The following is a 20898-nucleotide window of genomic DNA, read 5'->3' as shown; positions in this document are numbered from 1 at the left end:
GTAAAACTACTTTCTTTACATACTCACTGAAAGTTGCTTCATCCATTATAGCAAAACTTGACGTGAATGAGAACGCGCGTTTGATATTTCGGACTATAGACATGCAAAAAAGAAGATCACACGGTGAAGTGTGACCTCCTTGATCATAACTAATTCTAATACACTGGTTTCAATACTTTCTGATTTGGCTCAATCGCGTAGTCACTATAGGTAGACAACACGCTATTGTATTCAGCCATATCACTTATTCGAATCCCTTTACTCAGCTGCTCCAGCTTGTCCTGTGGCAAACTGCTCTCCATATATCTTACATCTAGCTGAAAAAAGGTGCGTACGACCTTCTCCTTCTTGGGGGCGCCATCAAAAAGAGTAAGATTGCCCTTCTTATCGACCCCCATATACGCGTTGGCTTTACAATGCTCTGACAAGTCTTCAATTCGCTGCTCGAAAGAAAGCAAATCTTGCTCTTGATTCAGATTTGCCTTCCATTCTGGATGTTCTAGCATGAGCTGAACAATCTCCTTATTCATCATACTTCCTAGCTGCTTCGATTCCTCACCGCACACATAGACAAGTCGAAGCTTAACAGAAAGCGGTCCTTCTTGCTTCTCCAGTGCTTGAATAACGCTGCTTTGATTCATGAGCGGCTCTGGCGCAGCAGTTACATGTTTTGCATTAGCAAGAAAAAGCCACCCCGCCATTAAGCAAAACGTGATTACTCCTAACATCCAAACTGGCCTCCGCTTTCTGCGCAAACGCTTCTTCACGTTTTTCCAAAGGCTGAATTCCATCATAGGGAAGACCCCTTCATTCTATTTTTTGATAGTATGCGCCATGTTTACATAAATATTCAAGTAATATAAAAAAGCCCCAAAGGACTTTAATCGTCTTTGGGGCTTCCTCTATTTTCTTATCGATTTATCCACGGTTGATTGCCACGATTTTTCGGTACATTGAATCTTGAGGAAACTGTCCGAATAACAGCTTTCTTGTTTGTTTTCCGTTGTACAACTGTTTTCGCTGGCTTCTCGATTTCCACATCTTCCACCTTTGCAGAGGTTTGATCCGATCGATTGCCTTTGCATCCGCAGTCATCTTGTTTAGTGTTACCCACACCTGCCGTTTGCGGCCAGCCTGGATTTGCTTGATATGGATGTGAGTATGTTGAGAAACCTGCTACAGGATACCCATAGCCATAACCGCCATCATTCTGTACTTGAGCTGACATTACATTCCCATGTCCGCTATGACCGTAGCCTGAGTGATAACCATACTCTGGCTGCATGCTAGTCGGGAATGTCATTCCTTGGTTCGGCTGAGTCGCCAGCGGCGATACCATTCCTTGGTTTGGCTGAGTTGCGAACGGCGATACCATTCCTTGGTTCGGCTGTGTCGCCAGCGGCGATACCATTCCTTGGTTTGGCTGAGTTGCGAACGGCGATACCATTCCTTGGTTTGGCTGAGTTGCGAACGGCGATACCATTCCTTGGTTCGGCTGTGTCGCCAGCGGCGATACCATTCCTTGGTTTGGCTGAGTCGCCAGCGGCGATACCATTCCTTGGTTCGGCTGTGTCGCCAGCGGCGATACCATTCCTTGGTTCGGCTGTGTCGCCAGCGGCGATACCATTCCTTGGTTCGGCTTAGTAGCGAGCGGCGATACCATTCCTTGGTTTGGCTGAGTTGCGAACGGCGATACCATTCCTTGGTTTGGCTGAGTCGCCAGCGGCGATACCATTCCTTGGTTCGGCTGTGTCGCCAGCGGCGATACCATCCCTTGGTTCGGCTGTGTCGCCAGCGGCGATACCATTCCTTGGTTCGGCTGTGTCGCCAGCGGCGATACCATCCCTTGGTTCGGCTGAGTCGCGAGCGGCGATACCATCCCTTGGTTCGGCTGTGTCGCCAGCGGCGATACCATCCCTTGGTTCGGCTGAGTCGCCAGCGGCGATACCATCCCTTGGTTCGGCTGAGTCGCCAGCGGCGATACCATGCCATGCTGGAGCGGATTAACCATTGGATAACCATGTCCCCACTCTGGTCCAACACCCATAGGCATATTCGAAACTGATGGATAGCTTCCAACAAACACCATTCCAGGAGGACATTCAAACGGCGCTTCATGACCTTCATTGATAGGACTCACCGTACTGCCAAATGGCACTGGCTGGTGCCATTCACCATAACCATAACCATGCTCCATTTGAGCTGGCATAGTCATCGGGTGACTATAACCATATCCCGTTTGAACTGGCATAACCATAGGTTGCCCATAGCCGTACCCCATTTGAGCTGGCATGGTCATTGGCTGACCGTGTCCATATCCACCGTAAGTAGGTTGTTGTGCGACTGGCGATACCATCTCAGGCGCTTTTGGCATATTATACAAGGACAAAGCTTCGGTTGCCGGAATGCCATATTGCTTGAATAAATCAACATTAGGCTTATATTCAGAATGAATCGGTTTAAGCTTCTTCTCAACAGGCTTCTCGATCGGCAGCGCTTTTTTGGCTGGCTCTACCGCTGCCGCTTTAGGTTCAGGAAGAGGAGCTGGCGCTACAGGCTTCACGATTGGAGCTGTTGGTTTCTTTTCTTGAACTGGAGCTACGGGAGCCGGAGCAACTGGTGCTGGTGCAATCGGTGCTGTTGGCGTTTTGCCTGTAATAGGTCCTGTAGGTGTTTTCCCTATAATTGGAGCTGTAGAAAGCTTTCCGACCCAGCCCTGTACGCCTTGCATGATTGAACTCGGGTGAAGGGGATGAGCTCCTCCAGTATTATGCACTGCATGCTGTCCAGTGCTAAGTCCTGTACTATGTCCGCCAGTACCTTCATGCATAGACTCACTTGCCTTAGGAATGTTAACAATTTCACCTGTAAGCAGTACATTAGGGTTTTTAAGCTGTGGATTTGCCTTGATCATATCCGCTAAAGGCACACCCCAAGCTTTCGAAAGCTTCCAAAGCGTATCCCCTTGTTTTACAACATGCTGATGCATGATATCCATTTCACCTCCTGAGCCTCCCGTGTGGCTTGACGGAACTTTCAGCTTCATGCCAACATCAATGGCATCCGGATTCGTAATACCCGGATTCAGCTTCAAAAGTTCTTCGAGCGATACGTTATACTTTTGGCCGATAAAGTATAAGGATTCGCCTTTTTTCACAATATGGATTTTCACTCGTTGTTAACCTCCTGTCACGTTCTGAATAATCAGGCACTGCTAATGCCTATTATCAATCCATACATCCTATGCAGAATATGGGCGTGTGTCTCCACTTTCACAAAAAAAATAGTAAAAAGCCGAGTCACCCCTCAGAGTGAACTCGGCTTTCTATATATACATGGATGTTTCAAATGCTATAACTGACAAACGCTATTATTATTTCTTGATCTCTGAAAAGCTTGGATAACTTCCTAATACGCGAACCTGGCAGCCAATTGCTTCAATTTCTTGAATAGCTGATGGCAGAAGTACAGTATCCAGTGCCATGTCAATGTCGATAAAAAAATAATAATTGCCAAGCTTCTTCTTCGTTGGACGCGATTCGATACGGGATAAGTTGATTTTGCGCCATGCAAAAGCAGCTAGAACCTGATGGAGCGCACCCGGATAGTCTTCTGGCAAAGTTATCAATATACTCGTTTTTTGGTTATCTGATTGACGAGCTGTATAGGGCTCTGATCCAACCAGCAAGAAACGAGTGTAATTGTTGTCATGATCCGTAATTGCACTTGCGATAACATCAAGCTTCTCATTTGCAGCAGCCGTCATTGTGCCTATTGCTGCCCAGCCTGCATTCGGGTTGTTTTGAACAATTCTAACGCCCTCAGCTGTGCTGCTAACATGTTCCGTCACGGCATGCGGAAGATGCGTCCGTAGAAATTGCAGACACTGAGCGATTGCCACAGGGTGACTAATTACTTTAGTAATACGTGAGTAGTCTATTTCCCCGTTATCATCTATAAGCTCGGATTGACGGCCAATCAAATTCTGAATAGACGGATATACCCACTCTGCTTGAATAGGAATATCAACCTCATGAACGAGCCAATCCATATGTAGACTCACAGAACCCTCTATCGTATTCTCGATCGGAATAATACTGTAATCGCTTATTCCATTGACAGTAGATAGAAACACATCTGATATTAGCCTGTGATGTTTCCAGCTCACATCTTCTCCACGAAATAGATGTCTCGCAGCTTCATCCGATACAGAACCAGCTGGTAATACCGCTATCGTCTTCATTACTACAAGTCTCCTTTAATTCTGTCAGGAAGAAGGACCGCAGGCTGCTTAGCCATGTCCTCTATCGTAATTTGTGGACCTTTAGTGCAAGGCGACAGCCACAGCGTCGCCGCTTCAATGCCCTCCTGCTTCATCGTATCCAGCAGAAATGTTTCGAGCATGGATTCATTTGAGCCCTGTTCCACTCCAGCTTCTACATCCTCGACAAATGCAATCAGCGTCGGCCCTGCTCCGCTTAGCGCAACGCCTAGCGCGCCATGATCTACCGCGCGCTCCAGAATAGTCGTCATGCCGGGAATCATCGCTGCACGGTAAGGCTGGTGCAGCCGATCCTTCATCGCATGACGAATCATACCGAGCTCGCCGCCAGCAAGCGCTGCGACGAGCAAAGAGCTGCGGCTTACGTTGAATACAGCGTCAGCCATACTAATTGAAGACGGCAGCGCGTGGCGTGCTTTTTCCGTCGACAATTGAAAGGCTGGGATCGCGACTAGCGTCTTCAGCCTTTGATGCGGCTCAATTCTCACATAATCCGCTCGCTCCCCATCCCAAGCTGAAACGATAATACCGCCAAATAACGAAGCGCCAACATTATCAGGATGCCCTTCCAATGCCGTTGCCATTTGGAACAGCTTATCGTCCGTGAGCGGACTGCCAATCAAAGCGTTCGATGCAACAAGAGCGCCTACGATTGCTGATGCGCTGCTGCCTAAGCCGCGTGTAAGCGGAATGTCGCTGTGCATCGAGATCGAAAGCTCAGGCACTGATACGCCTGCTTCTTCGAAGACGAGCTGTGCTACCTTATAGATCAAATTAGACTTGTCTTTCGGCAAGCCATTCATTTGATCACCGTAAAACTGAAATTCCGTTTGGTCCGATACGCTCATCTCAATCCATGCATAAAGCGAAAGCGCCATTCCGAGCGTATCAAAACCGGGACCTAGATTTGCTGTGCTTGCCGGTACTTTTACAATAACTCTGCGATTATTCATAAGATTTATCCTTCTACGCGATAGACGCTCTTCACTTTATGAACGACTTCCAGCGATTCAAACGTAGCCAGTACCTTCTGGATAGCTGCTTTATTCGCGTCATGAGTAATGATAATGATTTCGGCTTCCGGATTAGACGGTGTTGGCTGCTGCAGTACCGATTCCAAGCTCACTTCAAAGTCAGCGAATACTTGTGTAATACGTGAAAGAACGCCAGCACGGTCTGCTACCTCAAGCAGCATGAAATATTTGGATGAGATATGCTCGTCGGTTTTGAGCTTCTTCTCTTTGTAAGCAAGACTTCCCTGCATGCCATTTACACCAAGCTTCAGATTCTTCACTACTGCAACTAAATCAGATACGATTGAGGTTGCTGTTGGAAGCTCACCTGCTCCTGCACCGTAGAACATCGTTTCGCCTACAGCCTCTCCATGTACATAAACCGCATTAAACACGCCGTTAACAGACGCAATTGGATGCGATTGCTTAACCATCGTAGGTTGAACGCTGATGCTGATCAGATCATCCTGCCGCTCTGCAATACCAAGCAGCTTCACTTCGTAGCCTAGACGCTTCGCATACAAAATATCTTCTTTGCTAACAGAAGAAATACCTTGAACAGATACATCCTCAAGCGCTACATTTGCGCGGAATCCAATCGTAGCAAGAATCGTCATTTTGCGCGCAGCATCAAGACCTTCAACATCCGATGTTGGATCAGACTCAGCATAACCGAGTTCTTGTGCTTCCTTAAGCACATCTAGGTAGGATGCACCCTCTTGACTCATCTTTGTCAAAATAAAATTGGTTGTGCCATTTACGATACCCATAATTTTATTAATACGATCGGATGAGAAACCTTCCACAAGTGTACGAATAATTGGAATGCCGCCAGCTACGCTTGCTTCATATAATACATCGCAGCGATTTTCTTTGGCTTTGGCCAGTATTTCAGGGCCATGCATTGCCATCAAATCTTTATTTGCCGTTACTATGTGTTTGCCGAGGGATAGTGCTTCTAATATATATTCTTTCGTAAGCCCGATTCCGCCCATTACCTCAACGATAACGTCAATTTCAGGGTGACGAATAATTTCCCAAGGGTCCTCTGTAAGCTTGCTTGGATCAACTGCAATATTACGTGATTTGTTTTTGTCTTGAACAAGTACTTTTTCTATTACGATCGGCGAGCCAACCTGGCTTGCCAAATCCTCCTGATGACCTTCAACAATTCGCACTACGCCTGTGCCTACAGTTCCTAGACCTAACAAACCAACTTTAACCGGCTTCATATATACCCTCCATTATCAATTCCGTTATCCTTGTCCGATGACCAAAGCCTTACGCACGCCAGCTTGACTGCGAAGCATTTCGACCAGCGATGACAGTTCCCCGGAAAGCTGTGAAATATCGACCGAAATGACGACATTTGCGAAGCCTTGGAGAGGAATCGTCTGATTCATCGTCAGAACATTTCCATCCAAGCTCGCTACCATGCTGAGCACATTCGAGAGCACGCCTGAGCGATGCTCCAAATCCATGGAAATCGTCGCAATACGTTCTCGTTCAAGCTCATTAAGTGCATAGATGCCATCTTTATACTTATAAAAAGCGCTTCGGCTAAGTCCAACGCGTTCAACCGCTTCATGTACGGTTGCTGCATCACCGCGGCCAAGCATTTCCTTCACTTGTATCGTCTTCATAATCGCTTCCGGTAAAATATCCTCTCGAACGGCATAATAGCGTTTCGTCACTATACGTCCTCCTCAAAAAGACAATTGTTCACCTATAGTGGACATTATATCGAAATTTAAAGCTCGGAGCAATAGGCAAAATAAGAAAAGACGGCTTTCGCCGTCCTCATTTCTTAATATGTGCGAGTGGTCTAGCCATTCGGATTATAGTCGCTGCCCTCGAAGAATTCAAAAGCAAAATCGCCGATTTGAACCATGTCGCCGTCTTTTGCTCCCATCTTCCGAAGCTCGGCATCAACACCCATTTTACGCATCGTACGCGCAAAGCGCATGACAGCATCATAGGAAGTCAAATTCATTCGTTTCATGTAATTACTAATACCTTCGCTCACGATAACGAACACTTCATCTTCCTTATGGATCGTGAATGTCGTTTCTTGGCGCTTCTCATACGTATAAACTTTCCGTTCAGCAACATCTTTCACATCTGCGATTTCTACTTCCTCAGAAACCGTATCAAGAACGTCCGCTGCTTTATACAGAAGTTCCTGCACGCCTTGTTTCGTTAGCGAGGAGATTGGCAAAATCTCATAATGACGATCACCGCTTACTTCTGCTAGCTGCTGCTTGAACAATTCAAGCTGCTCCGCAGAATCTGGCATGTCCATTTTGTTAGCTGCAATAATTTGCGGACGATCCGCGAGCTTCTCATTATAGAGTACAAGCTCTTCGTTGATCTTCACCCAATCCTCGAAAGGATCGCGTCCTTCCGAAGCAGACATATCGACGACATGAACGATAACTCTAGTCCGCTCGACGTGACGAAGAAACTCATGACCGAGACCTACTCCCTCATGCGCTCCTTCGATTAGCCCTGGCAAGTCAGCCATAACAAAGCTGCGGCTGTCGCCGACGTCTACGACGCCGAGATTTGGCGTAATCGTCGTGAAATGATAAGCACCAATCTTAGGCTTTGCTCCAGAAACGACAGATAGCAAAGTCGATTTGCCTACACTAGGAAAACCAACCAAGCCCACATCAGCCATTACTTTAAGCTCAAGCACAACCCAGCGCTCTTGCCCTTCTTCACCATTCTCCGAAATATATGGAGCTGGATTGTTTTGGGTAGCGAAGCGAATATTGCCTCGACCGCCTCGTCCGCCTTTTGCAATAACGATTTTTTGACCATGACGGGTCATATCCGCAATAATTTCCTGCGTATCGTCATCAATGATTACGGTGCCAGGCGGAATGCGAACGATCGTATCCTCAGCGCCCGCTCCGTGCATGCTTTTAACTTTACCGCGCTCACCGCGATCAGCCTTGAAATGCTTCTGATAGCGGAAGTCCATTAGCGTACGAAGCCCTTCGTCAACTTGAAAAATCAAGTCTCCGCCACGGCCGCCGTCTCCGCCTGCAGGACCGCCCTGCTCGACATACTTCTCACGGCGAAAAGAAACGATACCATCGCCTCCGTCGCCGCCTTTTACAAATATCTTCGCTTTATCGACAAACATGCTGTGCCCCCGTTCATGCGCGCATTTCCGCCCTCAGCAACACCTTTGCATACGGTTGCTCGAAGTTGATCGGCTGCATTGGCGCGCCTACCAAATGCTGTTGTATTTTTTGCTTCCATTGCTGTTCATTCATTAGTTCGCCATCATAATAGAAGGCTGCATACAGTGCATCCTCATCCAGCGATAGCTCCAGCGTAAGAACAGCAGCATCACCATAGCCAGGCTTCGCCGCAAACCGATATGCGTTAATCGTATGAATGAGCGTTTCGGCTATTTGATCGGCTTCTGCCGTTATTTCGTTTAAATGTATATCGCCTTTAATGACTACTTGCAATTCCAGCGAATTCGATATCGTACGAAACGATTGGATATAACTAATCAGAGATGGAACACCCAGCTTGGATACACTACTCTCCACAGCCATCCGATCACTTATTTTCTCCACAAACTCGACCGCTTTATCCAGCTTTTTGAGCCTAATATAACCAAACACGACTTGCAGGTCGTTCATCCAGTCATGACGATGATGATTGAGAGTTCGTATTGCAGAATTTTGCAACGAGAGAATCGTCCGTGCAGTCTGCTCTGCGTGCTCTTTTCTTTCCGTTCGTATCCAGTAAGTCGCAACAGCTATAAGCCAAACGAGAAAGACAGCAGTTAACCACACTTGATTGGGCCAAATAAATACAGCCGCAGCTGGCAATACGATTGTTGCTGCCACGTAATATTTCGCCTTTGTTAAGCGTCCCATTGATTAAACCTACTTTCATCGTATTTCCCGAAAATATAAGCATTTATACGTTAATTTCCTTATAAACGGCTTATATTCCCCGTCAAAGCTACTTCATCGTCCAGAGACACCGAAGGCATTTTTGCTTGCTTATCCAGTATATCATGCGACTGTCCTACGGTCATCAGCCATGAAATAAAAAAACCCGGCCAAGCGATGCAGGCCGGGGCTTGTTGCATATATAAGGTTGTATTAAGCTTCTACTGCTGCAGCTACCGGAGCAAGAACTGCTGGATACACGCTCACTTTTTTGCGGTCGCGTCCCCAACGTTCGAACTTCACTACGCCTTCTACTTTTGCATAAAGCGTATCGTCTTTCCCGATGCCTACGTTAGTACCTGGGTGAATTTTTGTTCCGCGTTGGCGAAACAAAATGCTTCCAGCTGATACGGTTTGACCATCAGCACGTTTAGCGCCAAGGCGCTTCGACTGTGAGTCACGTCCGTTTCTAGTGGAACCTACACCTTTCTTCGAAGCGAAGAGCTGAAGATTCAGTTTCAACATAGTTATTCCCTCCTTCTTAAAGGTTTGTGGAGCAAACCTACCCCGTAAGCATAAGCTTAAGGTTTGTGGAGCAAACCTGCTCCGTAAGCATGAACTTAAGGTTTGTGAAACAAACCTACTCTGAACGCTTACGCATTAAGAAGTTCATGAATAACGACATGCTTGCCGTATGATTTTGCAATAGTGTCAAGCATAACCGCCATCGATTCCAGCAGCAGCTGCATCCGGCCATCTGAAGCCTCGTCTGCGAGCGTCGGAATATCCGACGATAGCCAGCCGTTCTTCATCTTAACAGGAAGCTCCTCTCCCGCTAGAGCTTCAATCGCGTTAACGGTACCAACCGAAATGGCTGATACACCCGCACAAACGATATCTTTGCCGAGCTTCGCATATTTAGCATGTCCTTCGACCGCAAAAGATACGATACGTCTGTCAGCGGCTCTTCGTACAAAGGTAACAGTTATCATAGAAATTCCTCTTACGCTTGGATTTTCTCGATTGTTACTTTTGTGAACGGTTGACGATGACCTTGCTTACGACGATAGTTCTTTTTGGCTTTGTATTTGTAAACGATGATTTTTTGGCCTTTGCCTTGTTTCTCGATTTTGCCTGTTACTGTAGCGCCGGAAACAACCGGAGTTCCAGTTACAAGACCGTCACCTTTAGAAACCGCCAAAACACGATCAAACGTTACGCTTTCGCCTGCTTCAGAATCCAGTTTTTCGATGTAGATAACATCGCCTTCCTGAACTTTGTATTGCTTGCCGCCAGTTACGATAATTGCGAACATTGTTGGTGCACCTCCTTATTTTCGAAGACTCGCCTAATTCAGGTGGCTCACAGCTTACGCCTGAACACTTATTTACCCAATCGGAGCGGTACTTGTACGTCCCATTCCATGAGGTACGAGACACACACCCAAAGATTGTACCATACTATGCAAGCTATATCAATTCATCTAAGCAGAAATTTAAAACTATTTATGCATCTCGTTACGTTTGATGTGCGCGCCACAGCACTCACAGCGTGCTGTCAACTGATTGACGGCATTCTCACGAGCTTTTTTACGAGTCAATTCAATTAATCCAAGCTTCGTCCAACCCAAAATCGTACATTTCGTTTGATCGCCGCGTGCCTTATCAACAAGCCTCTGCATAACCTGCTCCCGATGAAGGTCCAGTTCCATATCAATAAAATCAATAATAATAATGCCGCCTACATCTCTAACTCTAAGCAATCTCGCGATCTCGTCTGCTGCTTCCATATTCGTGCGAAATACGGTGTCCTCAAGACCAGATGTGCCAATAAATCTGCCTGTATTCACATCAATAACTGTCAGTGCTTCGGTCTCTTCCCAAATGAGATGACCTCCGCAAATAAGTGGGATTTTGCGCTCAAATGCCTTCGTTACCTGCTCTGTTACCCGGTGTGTATCAAATAAAGATATACCTTGCTTCGGTTCGAAGAGCTTTAGCCGCTCTCGCAGTTTAGGGGTCATTTCCTCTACCAGTACTGATGCTTCCTCAAATCTTGCAGCGTTGTCTACCCAAATTTCATCCATGTCGGTCGTTAACGTATCACGAACGGCTCGCCTCATAAGTCCCGCCTCTCGGTGCAGTTCGCTAGGTGAACTCGCCTCTTCGCTTCGCTCTATGATTCCCCGCCAAATCTCTCGCAAACCAGCCACATCCGCATGCAAAGAATGTTCACTCTCCGCTCCAGCAGCCGTTCGAAGGATAATTCCTTCCTCCATCTCCCGCAGCTTTTCACCTATATTGCGCAGACGTGTTCGTTCGCTTTCCGTACTTATTTTTTTGGAAACCCCGATGTAATCGGCATTCGGCATATAAACGAGCCATCGACCAGGCAGAGAGAAGTGCGTGGTCACACGAGCACCTTTACCGCCCAGCGGCTCTTTCATGATTTGTACGAGTAATTCCTGACCTGGTTTGACAATATCCTGTATGAGCGGCTTTTCTGCTGGCTGTTTTTCCAAATGCGGGTGGAGCAGCTCATCAATATACAAAAAAGCATTTTTGGTTAGTCCGACGTCAACGAATGCTGCTTGCATGCCAGGCAGAACGTTCACGACACGGCCTTTATAAACATTGCCAACCAAACTGCTTGCTTTCGATTTTTCCATAAAAAATTCAACTAGGCGTCCGTTTTCCAGCACTGCAGTTTGCAGCATTTCCCCATTTACGTGCATCAACATTTGCTTCATTCCTGAATATCACCTGCCCGTACGCTTTTCATCTATTTTAACTGAAAAGTTCCGACACTGCACGATTGGGATTGTTTTCAGACAAACAGTCTTCAATAATTATCTGTTCAGGGAGCACTTTCACTTCCTTGCTTTGAGCCTCAACCATATAAATTAAATGATATCGTTCCCTTTGAAAGAGTCTTGCTACGGAAAGTATGGACTGTTTGCTGCTAACGATAATTGGGCTTGCGATTTGACCAAGCATCTGCGCTTGCAAATAAATTCGATCGCGATACATCAAAAAACGATAAAACAAAAACGGAACATTTCGGTAATATGTCCAATTCGTCATCACGAGGAAAATGCCGACGATCAACAGATTTAGCTGTATGCCGTCCTTATAAACAAGCCACGGTAATAGCGAGACAATAATCATAAGCACACTGAATAATAAGCTGATACGCGCTGACCATATAAGCATTTTATAATAATTAACAGTATAGCTTAAAGCAGCCTGCAGAAGCTTCCCCCCATCAAGCGGGTGAATCGGCAATAGATTAAACAATCCGATCATCAAATTTGCCTTCCACACATATGCCGCCCACTCGGGGTCCCATAACCCCAGCTGTCCACAGCCCCAAGCAGCTAGTCCCATCCATACGTTTTGGAGAGGACCCGCAATGGCTACAACGGCTTCCTCTTTTGCAGGTATGCTGCCAGCTTCCTCCACCTCCACCACTCCACCGAAGGGAAGCAGCTTTACTTCCCGTATCGTCCAGCCATAACCTAGCGCTACCAGCACATGACCGATTTCGTGAACAAGGACGAGTAAAAATAAAGTAAATAGCTCGGCGAAATAGCCCGTCATGACCGATCCAAGCATAATGATAACAAACAGCGGATGGACCGACCATATGATCCCTTTCCATTTAATCAATCGGTATCACGCCCACTGGATCGATATACAAATCATTTTGTTTTACGGCAAAATAAAGCAAGCTTGGCTGCGTATCTTCTGATTTCAACAGGTTGCCAATAGAATCCCCTGCTTCAACCCAATCATTTACTTTAACCTTTGTTTTCCCAAGCATCCCATAGACGGTAACTCGTTGATTAACATGCTGAATAACAATCGTTGAGCCTTGCTCATTCTGATCAGACGATACCAGCACGCGTCCCGTCTCAGCAGCGACGACTTCTGCTTCTGAGGCTCCAGCAAGCTCTATTCCGTTCAGCAGCTCCGCGAAGGTTCTTACCATAGCTCCCCCTTCGAGCGGCGTCACGAGTGGTAGCTTTACTGTTCCGTCCACACCTACAGTCGCATCGGAATTATTCTCAAAAATAGGAATAAAGGAAGGTGCACCGGCAAATGCATCCTTATACCACGCAGCAGCTGCTGCAAAATCGATCTCATCCGTAAGCGCCTGCTTAACGAGCGCTTGTCCCATACGCGTATATTCCGTGTCATAGCGAAACAACGCCCATACTGCTCCAAACAACAATAAAGCGATTGCCAGCTTCCATTTCAGCTCTCTGCGAAAATAATGATTATTTTTACCATTCCTTGAGCTCGGATCATTACTATTCGAAAGAGAAGGCCCTTTCACATAACTTTTTTTATCCATAACCCCTTTGTCCTCGTCCCAACTCGCCCAAGGATTAGGGTTTGCTTTCCATACGATCTCTGGATCAAGTTCTTCTTCCTCATCAAAATATTCGTGCGTATAAGTCATGCGAGGGTCTGAATACATGTCCTCCACTTGCGCTGCTTTAGAATGTCGATCCTCATCATTCCGATTATTTAGCTGTTTACGCTGTTTCCCATTATCCTTAATAAGCATCTCAGCTTCCCCCCGCCCCCATCGTTCTTACGACAGCTTGTTCCTTTGTACAAGAATATGTGGGGAGTGAGACAAGTATGCGAGCACTATTGCTGCAAATACAATGCTTTCATGTATTGTAGTAACCTTTTCGTCTATTTGCTCAAAAAAAAAGCCGCCCCCGGGCGGATGTCATCCGACTCAGAAGCAGCTTCCTAACATGGCTTAATCTCAATCAGCCATCTCATATTTTTCTTGATGCGCTTTTATGCTAAATACGAGTCCAATTGACAGCATATTGAGCAGTAGAGATGTGCCTCCGTAACTGATAAAAGGTAATGTAATTCCCGTTATCGGCATAATCCCAATCATCATTCCAATGTTTTGAAAAACCTGGAACACGTACATCGATACAATTCCAATAACAATATACGAGGCTCGCAAATCATAACATTTAAAAGCAATAATAATCATTCGATAAATAAGCAGAAAGTACAGAAGCAGTAGAATCGCCGCACCCTGAAAGCCGAATTCCTCTCCGATGACGACGAAGACCGAGTCTGAATACGGATAAGGAACGAAGCCGCCATTTTTCATATCGCCCTGCAAATAACCGTCTCCGCTTAAGCCGCCGGAGCCAATCGCAATTTGCGCGTTTTCCGATTGATGACTGTCATCAGCCGAGGCTGTCTCAGGATTAATGAACGTGTTAATCCTTTTATACCAGTGCCCCATTTCGTTGTCGTCCAAAAAGGTGAAAATTTGTTGGTTAAATGTATTGAACAAAGTAACAAATAAAATTAAACCCACAACTACAGTCGTTAGACCTGCAATGACATGAGAGTATTTTACATTCCCAATCCATAACATCCCTAACACGATAACGAGATAGATAATCGCATTGCCGAGATCAGGCTGAATCATGACAAGCAAGAATGGTATAAACGAGAATGCTGCAATCGGAAGCAAGTCTCGTGAGAACGTCAACCGGTCCCCCTGTCGACGTCCCATAAGATACGCGATCCCTATTATGAGTATGATCTTGACCATTTCCGCAGGCTGAAACGAGAAGCTTCCAAACTGAAACCATCCTCTAGCGCCATTGATCACCGCACCAAAAAAATAAACTAGGATTAACAGTGTCACCCCGATGCCATAGAGGACATGCCAGCTCTTAAGCACAATACGGTAATCAAATAAGGTGGCAGCAATAGCAACGAAAAAACCTAATCCGTAATATTTGAGTTGTTTAATATCTGATCCTGCATATTTCGGGAAATTCGCAGTTGCACTATGGATAACTAGAGTACTAATAATCATGAGGAATACTAAAATAATCAAAATTCCCCAATCCAACTTTTTTAATTTATTCAGCAAGACGTAATCATCCTATTCCAAGGAACTTACGGAAACGTTTGAACGCCCCCGCCTTCTCATCCAGCAGCATGAGAGGAACCATGTCGCCGAGTATACGGCGCGCAATGTTTCGGTAGGCGATTGCGGCACGTGAAGCCGGATTCATGACCGTCGGCTCTCCGCTGTTTGCGGCAGAAATAACTTTCTCATCATCGGGAACGATCCCGATGAGATCAACAGCCAGTACTTGACAGATTTCATCGATATCTAGCATTTCACCGTTTTTCATCATATTTTGACGAATACGGTTGATGATAAGCTTACTCGGAATTTTCTCTTGCTCCAGCAAACCAATTACACGATCGGCATCACGCACCGCCGCATTTTCCGGTGTTGTAATGACGATAGCCCGATCCGCTCCTGCAATTGCATTGCGGAATCCATGCTCGATCCCGGCAGGGCAATCGATAATAACATAGTCATGCTCTTTCTTAAGCTCTAGAATCATATTTCGAACCTGTTCAGGGGAAATGGAATCCTTGTCCTTCGTCTGTGCGGCAGGAAGCATGTACAGCTCCTCAAACCGCTTATCCTTAACGAGTGCTTGATTTAAGCGGCAGCGGCCCTCGGCAACATCAACCAAATCATAGATGATTCGATTTTCCAGTCCCATGACCACGTCTAGATTGCGAAGTCCGATATCTGTATCAACCATGCATACCTTCTTACCAAGCAAAGCTAGCGCGGTTCCCAGGTTCGCCGAGGTAGTCGTTTTACCAACGCCGCCCTTACCTGATGTTACAACAATCGATTCTCCCATGCTTTACACCCCTTTAAACATTATAGGATTATGCCGTATGCGGAATAATTGCGCTAGCTTATCAATTTGCATTCTGCCTTCGTTTAAGAAGGCGAACTCCATAGAGGCATCGCCGGTCATCCATTCCTCTGGCGGTCTGCTGATTATATCCGCAATGCGAAGCTGAGTTGGCCGCATGAGAGATGTCGCTATAATCACGTCAGTACGCCCGCCAATCCCTGCATGTGCAGTGCCGCGCAATGCTCCGAGCACATAAATATCGCCTGTACACATTAAAGTACCGCCTGGATTCAAATCGCCGATTAAAAGTAAATCTCCATCATGCTCATAGGTTTGACCTGAGCGTATAATAGACGTGAGCACTTGCAGATTAGGTTGCTGTCCTAACTGAGAATCGATCTTAGTCGCTTCGGACTCAACAGATTGAACCATTAGGTTTCCTTGTGATCGTATCACGTTTTTGATGCGATCTTTATCATCATCAGATACTTGCCTTGATCCTAGCTTCACCTGAACGTGAACGAGTGGACCTGTGAGCAACTGCTGATGCGTCTTCTCAAGCTTGTATTGCAATTCATCTAGAAGCGTCGCAAATTCACATTTATCGTCGAGAAGGAACACGAGACCTTCCTTAACACCCTTTATAATAATATGCTGCTTATCGGTCACGTTCGTCCCTCCCCAACCTAATGAATTCTTGCTAAGCCTTGCAGAATCCTGCCTGCAGCAATATTTTATTCCTCATCCTTCTCTGCTTTCACTTTTGTCTGCCCTTCAAACCATTTTCTTGCCGGTACGTAACACGCAAGTGCAAATGCCAGCTGTAGAAATAAACTAGGAAGGATATGATCAATTAGTGCCCATGCAAAGCTTTCATTCGTAATGCGAAAAACTCTGTAAATAAAATATATGACGCTATCATATAAGAGGCAAGCAAAACCAATAACTGAAATAGCCATCATAATCGTTGAACGGCGATGCTCTAGCAGGACACCCGTAAAATAGCCCATTAAACCCATTATAAAAGCATTAATGCCTAACAAATGGCCAAAGTACACAACATCCTGAAGTAATCCGAATCCTATACCAAGCATCAGTGCTAGATGCCTTCTGCTATAAAGTCCTGAGTATATGACCATTACAAATACGAAGTGAGGAATGATTCGGTAACCGAGGCCTGCAGGAATGATCCACGGCATCACTGCTCCCTCAACGATAAACAATAGAAACATGAGCAGGATGATTCGGTTCAATCTCATTTCTCGGCATCCCCCAACTCAGGCACCTGAACAACGAACACCTCTGTCAAATGCTCAAAGCTGGCCGCAAGCTTCACCGATGCTGTATAAGTAAGCCCGAAATCGCCAAGCTGTTTGTTTTCAACCGTTCCCACAACGAGACCTCTTGGATAAATACCGCCTAGCCCCGATGTAATAACCGTATCCTGATAGTCCATTTTATCGTCTTCTGCGATTTTCGTCATAATAAGCCTCGATGTTTCTTCGTTGTAACTGCTCAAAATGCCGAAAGACTGGTTCTCGCGTCCCATGATCGTTACAGCAATGGAGTTGAACGTTGGCGATGCTTCGTCAAGCTCCGTAATCGGTGTAATCGCTGCTGTAAAAGGAGTTACCGAGCTTACTAAGCCGATCAATCCATCGACGGTTGTAACCGCCATATTCGGTTTAACCCCATTTTTCGAACCTAGGTTAATCGTCATTGTCCGGTTGTTTGCATCATTGCTGATGGACACGACCTGCGCGATCAAATAATTATATTCATACATGTCCTTTTGCCGCTGTGTGAACTTAAGATCTTCCTTCAGACGCTCATTCTCTTTCTTTAGGAAGTTGTATGTGATTTTATCACGTGAATAGGCGGCTGCAGTGATTCTCAACTGCTCATTCTCTTCATAAATCGTACGCAGATTTCCAATATCCTCGAAGAAGCCCGCTATATAACCAGCGGGCTTGTAGAACCATTGCTGCACGTATGCTGCCGAATCCTTCAGAAATTTTTCCGGCCATGTTAATTCCTTGCGATCGCTTAGCGAGAAGCCGATGACCGCTATGAACAAAATAAATCCGATCATAAGCATAAACATGCGCTTATTTCGCATTAGCTTAAACAGCTCGACCACCTGCCCATTTCATATCCGTTCCCCATCGGATCTTATTTAGCGTCTCGAACGAGATGCTGAGCTTCTTGCTTTAAATAAATGAATGTTATCGAGTGAACGGCCTGTGCCGATCGCAACGCAATCAAGAGGATTATCTGCAACAATAACCGGCATGCCAGTTTCTCTTTGCAGCAGCTTGTCCAAGTTGCGAAGCAGTGCGCCTCCGCCTGTGAGTACGATACCCCGATCCATAATATCTGCTGACAGCTCTGGCGGGCATTTCTCCAACGTTACTTTAACTGCGTCAACAATCGCATTAACTGTATCTGTTAATGCTTCTGTAATTTCATCCGAAGTGATCGCAAGTGTTTTTGGCAAGCCCGAAACGAGGTCACGTCCGCGAATTTCAATTTTTTCAGGACGATCCAAAGGAAGCGCCGATCCAATCTCCATCTTCAACTGCTCGGATGTTCTCTCACCGATCATAAGGTTGTATTGTCGCTTAATATACTGAATTACCGCCTCGTCCATCTCATCGCCGCCTACACGAATGGACCTTGCCGTAACAATGCCCCCTAATGAAATTACAGCGACCTCTGTCGTTCCTCCACCAATATCAACAACCATGCTGCCTGTCGGCTCCCATACCGGCAAATCAGCGCCAATTGCTGCTGCAAACGGCTCTTCAATCGTATAGGCTTCACGTGCTCCAGCTTGCTTCGTAGCATCCTCAACAGCACGTTTCTCAACTGCTGTAATACCAGAAGGTACACAAACCATTACGTTTGGATGACGAGGAAATAAAGAGCGCTGCTTTTGTGCTTGACGAATGAAATATTTGATCATTGTTGCTGTCGTTTCGAAGTCAGCGATAACGCCATCCTTCATAGGACGAATAGCACGAATGTTGCCCGGTGTTCTGCCGATCATTTTTTTAGCCTGCTCGCCTACTGCTTCTATTGTTTTTGTATCGGTACGAAGGGCCACCACCGAAGGCTCCCTTACCACAATTCCTTTGCCTTTAACGAATACGAGCGTATTCGCTGTCCCTAAATCTATACCCAAATCTTTCGAAAAACCACCTAACATGTTGTTGCTCCCTTCTAATTGCCACATCACTTTATTATATTACATATGACCTTGTTCCTTCAAACTTACGTATCTTCCGTCTCCGATAACCAAATGGTCAAGCACTTCTATTCCAACTAGCTGCCCAGCTTCCGCTAGACGTCCCGTTAACGCAATGTCTTCCGGGCTTGGCATAGGATCGCCGCTTGGGTGATTGTGAACACAAATGATAGATGCGCTGTTACGCGAAATAGCTGCACGAAATACTTCTCGAGGGTGAACAAGCGACGCATTGAGCGTACCGACAGATAAGGTTTCCCGGGCAATAATATGATTTTTAGTGTTTAAAAATAAACAAACGAAATGCTCCTTCTTCAAATAACGGAGCTCTTCCATCACATAATCTGCAGCATCCTGCGGCTTGCGTACGATTATCGTCTCGCCAAATTGACTGCGGGTAATTCTTCTCCCCAGTTCAATGCCAGCACGAAGCTGAATCGCCTTAGCAGGACCGATTCCTCGAATGGCCGTTAGTTCTTCCATGCTCATATCCATCAAGTTGCGCAAGCTGCCGCATTGTTTTAGTACTGTGCCTGCCAAGTGTACGGCGGATTGCCGATTCGTACCTGTACGCAACAGTATCGCTAGCAATTCGGTATGGCTTAGTGCTTCTGCCCCATATTTCATCATGCGCTCTCTTGGACGTTCTTCATGGGGGACATCACGCAAATTCATTGGTTGCGGCATCATGTCCCAATCCCACCTCTTCGAAAAAATGGATTATTCATATACTGCCACATTCATGAAAAAAAATCCGATCGAAATCATTAAAACTCCAGTCTAAAAAACAGAAATGTCATAGGCAGCGAGCATATCCGAGAGCAGCGATAATGGTAATCCAACGACATTAAAATAACAACCGTCAATTTGTTCCACAATCGTCGATCCTAGTCCTTGAATACCGTATGAGCCCGCTTTGTCTCGCGGCTCGCCGGTAGCAACGTACCTAGCAATTTGATTTTCACTAAGAGGTTTCATAATCACCTTCGTCATACGATGGGCTACTAATGCTTCCCCACTTGAGGAGTGAACACAAGCAACACCTGAATACACCTCATGAGCACGACCTTGAAGCCGTCCCAGCATAGCCTTTGCTTCTTCGTCATCTACAGGCTTGCCAAGCACATCGCCATCAAGCACCACAATTGTGTCCGCGCCAATAATTAATGACGATGAAACCTCCTGTTTTTGTTGCAGCAAAGGTATCGCTGCTCTTGCTTTACGCAGGCTGAGCTCCTCCACTACTTGCGATGGTGACCAGCCTGCTTCAATCGTTTCATCCGTATCAGTAGACAAAATATAAACCGGCAAAGAAAGGTCCAGCGATGCGACCAGTTCCTTCCGGCGCGGTGACGAAGAGGCCAGTACGATCTGGCTAATCGCTTCGTTGCGTAATTTTTTATATTCCATAAATTGAATGCTGCGCTCCTTCTTACTTTCCTTCATGGGCAAATGTCCGCTGCTCTACATTTTGCGGTACAACCATATCGCAATAATCGCACCAATTAAGCTAAACAAGCTAAATTGAAGATGCAGCGATAAGCTGAAGCTCAGCACATATAGATCGATAGCAGGAGTCCATGTTGTTTCGATCGGGTTCGTCAAAAAAGAGATGCCTGGAACTGGAGTCAGCCATCGTGCTACTAGAGCACCGGCTAACAAGCCAAGTATGATAAAAATGAGAAGAATCCAGCCGTTTTTCTTCATAT

General features: G+C 46.0%; 23 protein-coding genes and 1 other annotated feature. All 23 genes read right to left on the bottom strand.

All coding sequences use genetic code 11. From position 1 onward, the window contains the following. Positions 1–155 precede the first annotated feature (155 nt). The 23 genes from AC0YN6_RS10405 to AC0YN6_RS10295 all read right to left on the bottom strand — a co-directional run bounded on the left by AC0YN6_RS10405 (position 156) and on the right by AC0YN6_RS10295 (position 20896). Positions 156–728 carry a BofC C-terminal domain-containing protein gene (locus tag AC0YN6_RS10405; protein WP_475746709.1) on the bottom strand — a complete coding sequence of 191 codons (573 nt, stop codon included), beginning with the start codon at positions 726–728 and terminating at the stop codon, positions 156–158. A 182-nt stretch (positions 729–910) separates the two neighbouring features. Further along, positions 911–3172, bottom strand: coding sequence for a LysM peptidoglycan-binding domain-containing protein (locus AC0YN6_RS10400; protein WP_475746708.1), 2262 nt, complete (start codon positions 3170–3172; stop codon positions 911–913). 201 nt (positions 3173–3373) lie between these two features. Further along, positions 3374–4243, bottom strand: a complete 870-nt coding sequence (pheA, locus tag AC0YN6_RS10395; RefSeq protein ID WP_475746706.1) for a prephenate dehydratase — start codon at positions 4241–4243, stop codon at positions 3374–3376. 2 nt (positions 4244–4245) lie between these two features. Then, positions 4246–5235, bottom strand: coding sequence for a homoserine kinase (thrB, locus tag AC0YN6_RS10390; protein ID WP_475746705.1), 990 nt, complete (start codon positions 5233–5235; stop codon positions 4246–4248). Positions 5236–5240: 5 nt separating this feature from the next. Next, positions 5241–6527, bottom strand: a complete 1287-nt coding sequence (locus tag AC0YN6_RS10385) for a homoserine dehydrogenase (protein WP_475746704.1) — start codon at positions 6525–6527, stop codon at positions 5241–5243. Between the two features lie 24 nt (positions 6528–6551). Further along, complete coding sequence (locus AC0YN6_RS10380; RefSeq protein WP_475746703.1) at positions 6552–6989, bottom strand: ACT domain-containing protein; 438 nt, start codon at positions 6987–6989, stop codon at positions 6552–6554. A 131-nt stretch (positions 6990–7120) separates the two neighbouring features. After that, positions 7121–8446 carry a GTPase ObgE gene (gene obgE, locus AC0YN6_RS10375; RefSeq protein ID WP_475746702.1) on the bottom strand — a complete coding sequence of 442 codons (1326 nt, stop codon included), beginning with the start codon at positions 8444–8446 and terminating at the stop codon, positions 7121–7123. Between the two features lie 13 nt (positions 8447–8459). Beyond that, the gene (locus tag AC0YN6_RS10370; RefSeq protein WP_475746701.1) at positions 8460–9197 is read right to left on the bottom strand and encodes a Spo0B domain-containing protein; all 738 of its coding nucleotides are present in this window, start codon (positions 9195–9197) and stop codon (positions 8460–8462) included. Positions 9198–9428: 231 nt separating this feature from the next. After that, on the bottom strand, positions 9429–9740 hold the full coding sequence (gene rpmA / locus AC0YN6_RS10365) for a 50S ribosomal protein L27 (RefSeq protein WP_054027240.1): 312 nt from the start codon (positions 9738–9740) through the stop codon (positions 9429–9431). A gap of 128 nt (positions 9741–9868) precedes the next feature. Next, positions 9869–10207 (bottom strand): ribosomal-processing cysteine protease Prp, encoded by a 339-nt coding sequence (locus AC0YN6_RS10360; RefSeq protein ID WP_475746700.1) that lies wholly within the window; start codon positions 10205–10207, stop codon positions 9869–9871. An 11-nt stretch (positions 10208–10218) separates the two neighbouring features. Next, positions 10219–10530, bottom strand: coding sequence for a 50S ribosomal protein L21 (rplU, locus tag AC0YN6_RS10355; protein WP_475746699.1), 312 nt, complete (start codon positions 10528–10530; stop codon positions 10219–10221). Positions 10531–10545: 15 nt separating this feature from the next. Continuing rightward, positions 10546–10634 (bottom strand) — a sequence feature (ribosomal protein L21 leader region). A gap of 82 nt (positions 10635–10716) precedes the next feature. Further along, positions 10717–11964, bottom strand: coding sequence for an Rne/Rng family ribonuclease (locus tag AC0YN6_RS10350; protein WP_475746698.1), 1248 nt, complete (start codon positions 11962–11964; stop codon positions 10717–10719). Between the two features lie 37 nt (positions 11965–12001). After that, the gene (locus AC0YN6_RS10345) at positions 12002–12883 is read right to left on the bottom strand and encodes a M50 family metallopeptidase (protein WP_475746697.1); all 882 of its coding nucleotides are present in this window, start codon (positions 12881–12883) and stop codon (positions 12002–12004) included. Beyond that, on the bottom strand, positions 12876–13787 hold the full coding sequence (locus tag AC0YN6_RS10340) for a peptidoglycan DD-metalloendopeptidase family protein (protein ID WP_475746696.1): 912 nt from the start codon (positions 13785–13787) through the stop codon (positions 12876–12878). The genes AC0YN6_RS10345 and AC0YN6_RS10340 overlap by 8 nt, the downstream gene beginning before the upstream one ends. A 210-nt stretch (positions 13788–13997) precedes the next feature. Continuing rightward, a complete protein-coding gene (locus AC0YN6_RS10335; protein WP_475746695.1) occupies positions 13998–15143 on the bottom strand; it encodes an FtsW/RodA/SpoVE family cell cycle protein in 1146 nt (381 codons plus the stop codon). Positions 15144–15150: 7 nt separating this feature from the next. Continuing rightward, the gene (minD, locus tag AC0YN6_RS10330) at positions 15151–15942 is read right to left on the bottom strand and encodes a septum site-determining protein MinD (protein WP_475746693.1); all 792 of its coding nucleotides are present in this window, start codon (positions 15940–15942) and stop codon (positions 15151–15153) included. A 3-nt stretch (positions 15943–15945) separates the two neighbouring features. Continuing rightward, the gene (locus tag AC0YN6_RS10325) at positions 15946–16611 is read right to left on the bottom strand and encodes a septum site-determining protein MinC (RefSeq protein WP_475746692.1); all 666 of its coding nucleotides are present in this window, start codon (positions 16609–16611) and stop codon (positions 15946–15948) included. Positions 16612–16676: 65 nt separating this feature from the next. After that, positions 16677–17201, bottom strand: a complete 525-nt coding sequence (gene mreD, locus AC0YN6_RS10320; RefSeq protein WP_475746691.1) for a rod shape-determining protein MreD — start codon at positions 17199–17201, stop codon at positions 16677–16679. Then, entirely contained in the window at positions 17198–18061 is an 864-nt protein-coding gene (mreC, locus tag AC0YN6_RS10315; protein ID WP_475746690.1) for a rod shape-determining protein MreC, read from the bottom strand. The genes mreD and mreC overlap by 4 nt, the downstream gene beginning before the upstream one ends. A 57-nt stretch (positions 18062–18118) precedes the next feature. Continuing rightward, positions 18119–19150, bottom strand: coding sequence for a rod shape-determining protein (locus tag AC0YN6_RS10310; RefSeq protein WP_475746689.1), 1032 nt, complete (start codon positions 19148–19150; stop codon positions 18119–18121). A 39-nt stretch (positions 19151–19189) separates the two neighbouring features. Next, positions 19190–19876 (bottom strand): RadC family protein, encoded by a 687-nt coding sequence (radC, locus tag AC0YN6_RS10305; protein ID WP_475746863.1) that lies wholly within the window; start codon positions 19874–19876, stop codon positions 19190–19192. Between the two features lie 93 nt (positions 19877–19969). Continuing rightward, entirely contained in the window at positions 19970–20599 is a 630-nt protein-coding gene (locus AC0YN6_RS10300) for a Maf family protein (RefSeq protein WP_475746862.1), read from the bottom strand. A 54-nt stretch (positions 20600–20653) separates the two neighbouring features. After that, entirely contained in the window at positions 20654–20896 is a 243-nt protein-coding gene (locus AC0YN6_RS10295; protein WP_475746688.1) for a DUF4321 domain-containing protein, read from the bottom strand. Positions 20897–20898 lie beyond the last annotated feature (2 nt).

Source organism: Paenibacillus sp. J22P15 (genome assembly GCF_056269345.1).
The sequence above is the reverse complement of the archived record's forward strand: the minus strand, read 5'-3'. Positions and strand labels throughout refer to the sequence as shown.